1 protein-coding gene is annotated in these 1,017 nt (G+C 31.3%); it reads right to left on the bottom strand.

The features are described 5' to 3' along the window. Positions 1–198: 198 nt before the first annotated feature. On the bottom strand, positions 199–762 hold the full coding sequence (locus KI369_RS28590) for a cysteine hydrolase family protein (protein ID WP_212959011.1): 564 nt from the start codon (positions 760–762) through the stop codon (positions 199–201). Positions 763–1,017 lie beyond the last annotated feature (255 nt).

The raw sequence follows: 1,017 nt of genomic DNA, 5'->3' as shown, positions 1-1,017 counted from the left end.
CTTACCATATATTACTATTTGGTAAGTGGAACTAGCTAAACACTATTCATATCGGGATAAACATGGATATAGAAACAAAACAACGAGAAAAGTTGACTCATTAGTCACATTTTTTAGTATTCATTTTAAGGATTTCCTGTATAATACAATTTGAAAGAAAATCTATGGTTTGACAAGAAACACTCTTTTCGGTTTTGCTCACTGAAGGGAGTGTTTTTTTGTAGCCAAAAACTCCTCTGTACTCATTACATTTGCATATACTCCATTTAAACTAGCCAAAATTGTGTTATGAATATAAACGGCTGGTATCGTAGCATTCTTAAAAGAAAGATCTTTTGTCGCACAAGCATCATGTATAACAGTACATTGAAAGCCAAAATCAAAAGCAGCTCTTACGGTAGCATCGATACACATATGAGTCATCATCCCGCATACGACGACGTGCTCAATAGCTAAATGTTGTAATTGTTCTAGAAGATCGGTTTCGCGAAAACTATTTGGATAATGTTTGAGTATAACGGCTTCTTCTCTAAGGGGACGTACGCTTTCATGAATATGGACACCTTCTGTATTGGGTAGGAAAAAAGTAGCGTCATTTTTTATTGCTACATGTTGGATATGAAAAATAGGTTCGTTTTTCGTTCTAAAGAGTTGTAGTAGCTGACTAGCATAGTCACTTGCTTCTACTGGATTACGCAATTCCATCTTTCCGTGTGGAAAATAATCATTTTGAATATCAACGAGTAAAAGAGCTGTTTTCATATATTTATCTTCCTCCAATTTCATATTCAAATAATGTTATTCAATTAGTAGAGCAGATTATCCTTTTAAAAAATATGCAAGAGGAGAATTTTACATAACTTTAAAGGTTACTATTTTCTATAAAATTTTTCATCAGAAAATTTTAATAAATAAATAATTAATATTTTTCTAAAAAATGTATTGACTCTTATTATTCTGAGTTCTATAATGAGAATTAATTAAATGACAATTAAATCGATACATTCTTATCCAGAG

This window comes from Bacillus sanguinis (genome assembly GCF_018332475.1).
GTDB lineage: Bacteria > Bacillota > Bacilli > Bacillales > Bacillaceae_G > Bacillus_A > Bacillus_A sanguinis.
The sequence above is the reverse complement of the archived record's forward strand: the minus strand, read 5'-3'. Positions and strand labels throughout refer to the sequence as shown.

What these genes read in the sequence shown, in the direction of transcription:
- KI369_RS28590 (WP_212959011.1), bottom strand. Translation starts at nt 762, where the DNA reads ATGAAAACAGCTCTTTTACTCGTTGATATTCAAAATGATTATTTTCCA.